This is a genomic window from Dietzia sp. HMSC21D01 (genome assembly GCF_001815995.1).
Lineage (GTDB): Bacteria > Actinomycetota > Actinomycetes > Mycobacteriales > Mycobacteriaceae > Dietzia > Dietzia cinnamea.
The window spans coordinates 1-2620 of record NZ_KV823702.1 but is presented as its reverse complement, the minus strand read 5'-3'; the positions used below and the strand labels follow the sequence as shown (position 1 = coordinate 2620).

Annotated in this window: 4 protein-coding genes; all 4 read right to left on the bottom strand. The window is 73.4% G+C overall.

The genetic code is table 11. From position 1 onward, the window contains the following. Positions 1–434: hypothetical protein (locus HMPREF3086_RS02365; protein ID WP_070719989.1), on the bottom strand; the 434-nt coding region annotated here is incomplete at its 3' end. Then, positions 421–1056, bottom strand: a complete 636-nt coding sequence (locus HMPREF3086_RS02360; protein ID WP_061914866.1) for a hypothetical protein — start codon at positions 1054–1056, stop codon at positions 421–423. The genes HMPREF3086_RS02365 and HMPREF3086_RS02360, both read right to left, overlap by 14 nt. Further along, entirely contained in the window at positions 1053–2093 is a 1041-nt protein-coding gene (gene hemB / locus HMPREF3086_RS02355; protein ID WP_061914978.1) for a porphobilinogen synthase, read from the bottom strand. Before hemB ends, HMPREF3086_RS02360 begins: the two co-directional genes overlap by 4 nt. A 51-nt stretch (positions 2094–2144) precedes the next feature. Beyond that, positions 2145–2620, bottom strand: a 476-nt coding sequence (locus HMPREF3086_RS18825; RefSeq protein ID WP_070719987.1) for a maleylpyruvate isomerase mycothiol-dependent enzyme family protein, incomplete at its 5' end; no start/stop codon positions are given.

Below are 2620 nucleotides of genomic sequence, written 5' to 3'. Positions count from 1 at the left end.
ACCTCGGCGCCGGAGTCCAGGCGCAGTCCGACCGCGCCCCGGCGGCGCGGGACCTCCCGCAACTCGCCGAGCGTGCGGGCGGTCTGCCATGAGGCCTCGGGCGCTCCGGCGGCCGGTAGCGGCAGCACCGCGTCGATCCGGTCCAGGCCGAGCTCCTCGGTGCCCTGGATGTACACCTGCGGGGTGAGCCGGACACGGCCGTGGACGCGGGTGGCGGCGATCATCACGCCATGGCAGAGCGCGGACGCGACCGCGCAGACGGTCAGCATGATCCAGTGCACGGGAGCATCGGTGATCAGCTCGAAGGCCGCGGCGGCCGCGCAGAACACGGGGGCGGCGAGGATCCACGCCCAGCTCCAGCCGTCCTCGGCGTACAGGATGGGGCCTCGGGGCTCTATGCCCGGCCGTGTGGCGGCTGTGTCACTTGCCGGCACGCGCGCCGCCACCCGGGGTCGTGAATTTCATGGCCTCGGCCGTGTGTTGGCGCCAGACGGCGGTGGCCGCGCACAGACCGGCCAGGATCCGCAGGGCGATGACGATGAAACTGACCACGTCGCCCCGCTCCCCCGCGAGCGCGATCCCGCCGAACACCCCGACGATCACGGACACCGCGTCGACGATCAGGAAGACGGCCACGATGTCGAGCATCGTGCGAGCCCAGCCCTTCCCTGCCCGCAGGCGGAAGGCCAGCCACACGGTGACCGCGGCGGCGAGCAGCGCAACCACGGCACCGACCACCAGGGAGATGGAGAACATGCCCTCGACCGAGATGTCGATGGGTCCGGTGTCGGCGACGGCGTCGCGGAACGCGTCCCGGGTCGCGGCCGGCAGGTCGCTGAAGCTCGCGGTCGCGGCGTTGAGGAGCATGCCGACGAGCCCGAACGCGGCGGCGGCCAGCCAGAGCACCCACGCCGTGTGGATCTCCTCAGGCGGCGGCCCCACGGGGTCGGTGGCCGAGGTGGGCGAGCCGGGCCCGGTGGGTTCTGCGGACCCGGCCGGCGCGCCCGACTGCTCTGGCCGGGCGGGCGGTCGCCAGGGACCGCTGGCGCGTGTCACCGCGCGCCCCAGCCCTCGGAGAGCAGGCGGGCGGCGTGAAGGGCCCAGTAGGTCAGGACGATGTCGGCGCCGGCTCGCCGGATCGAGGTCAGGGACTCCATGACGGCCGGGTCGTGGTCGATCCAGCCGCGCTCGGCGGCGGCGGAGATCATCGCGTACTCGCCGGAGACCTGGTACGCCGCCACGGGAACGTCGGAGATCTCGGCCGTCTGACGCAGGATGTCGAGGTAGGACATGGCGGGCTTGACCATCACCATGTCGGCGCCCTCGTCGAGGTCGAGCTGGACCTCACGCAGGGACTCGCGCATGTTGGCGGGATCCTGCTGGTAGGTGCGGCGGTCGCCGCGCAGCGACGAGCCGACGGCCTCGCGGAACGGGCCGTAGAAGGCGCTCGCGTACTTGGCGCTGTAGGCCAGGAGGGCCACGTCCTGGTGCCCCTCGCGGTCGAGGGCTTCGCGGATGGCGGCGATCTGGCCGTCCATCATCCCGCTGGGCGCCACGACGTGGGCGCCGGCGGCGGCCTGGGACACGGCGAGGTCGTTGTAGGCGACGAGGGTGGCGTCGTTGTCGACGATCTGCTCACCGCGCGGGTCGGTTCCGAGGACACCGCAGTGCCCGTGGTCGGTGAACTCGTCGAGACAGGTGTCGGCCATGATCACGAGGTCGTCGCCCACCTCGGCACGGACGGCCGCGAGGCCGCGGTTGAGGATGCCCTCGGGATCGGCGCCACAGCTCCCGGTGGCGTCCTTGTCGGCGTCGAGCGGGACGCCGAACAGCATGATGCCGCCGAGCCCGGCCTCGGCGGCGGCGGCTGCCTCGCGGCGCAGCGAGTCGACGGTGTGCTGGACGACCCCGGGCAGCGACGAGATGTCGCGCGGCGCGTCGATCCCGTCGGCGACGAACGCCGGCAACACCAGCTGACGCGGCGAGAGCGTGGTCTCGGCGACGAGCCGACGCATGGCCGGCGTCGAACGCAGTCGACGCGGTCGCACCAGCGGCGCGGGGACGGAAGCGGTGTGGTCAGGCGGTGTCGTCACGGTTCCCACTGTACGAAAGTCGCCGGTGGAGCGGCGCGGCGCGGACCCGCGCTACGCTGCGATCCGCTCGCGCAGCGCCGCCGCACCGGGGCCGCCCAGCCGGTTGAGGTGAACGGTGCGGCCTGTCAGCAGCAGGAACAGGTCCCGCATGGTGCCGTCGACCTCGGGGCCCTCGCCGCTCGCCCAGTCCGCGTCCGTGGCGGTCAGGCGCACGGCTCCGGTCGGCAGGGCGCGGAACACCCTGGCGTTCCCGCGGCCCCCGTAGGACACCACGTGATCCGCTGCGGCGGTGATCTCGGCGGTGGGGACCGGGATCTCGCGCCCCAGCGGCAGGGTGATGTCCTGCGTGTGCCTCACAGCGTCGACGAGCGCCTCGCGGCAGGTGAGGCCGGGGAACGGCCGGTGCAGCCCGACCATGTCGCGCAGGGCGCCGACGATCTGCTGGTCGGTCATCCGCCCCGCCAACGCCACCGCGGTGTCGCGGATCAACCGGTTGGTCCCGCCCGGGTGGCGCAGCGCCGGGGCCG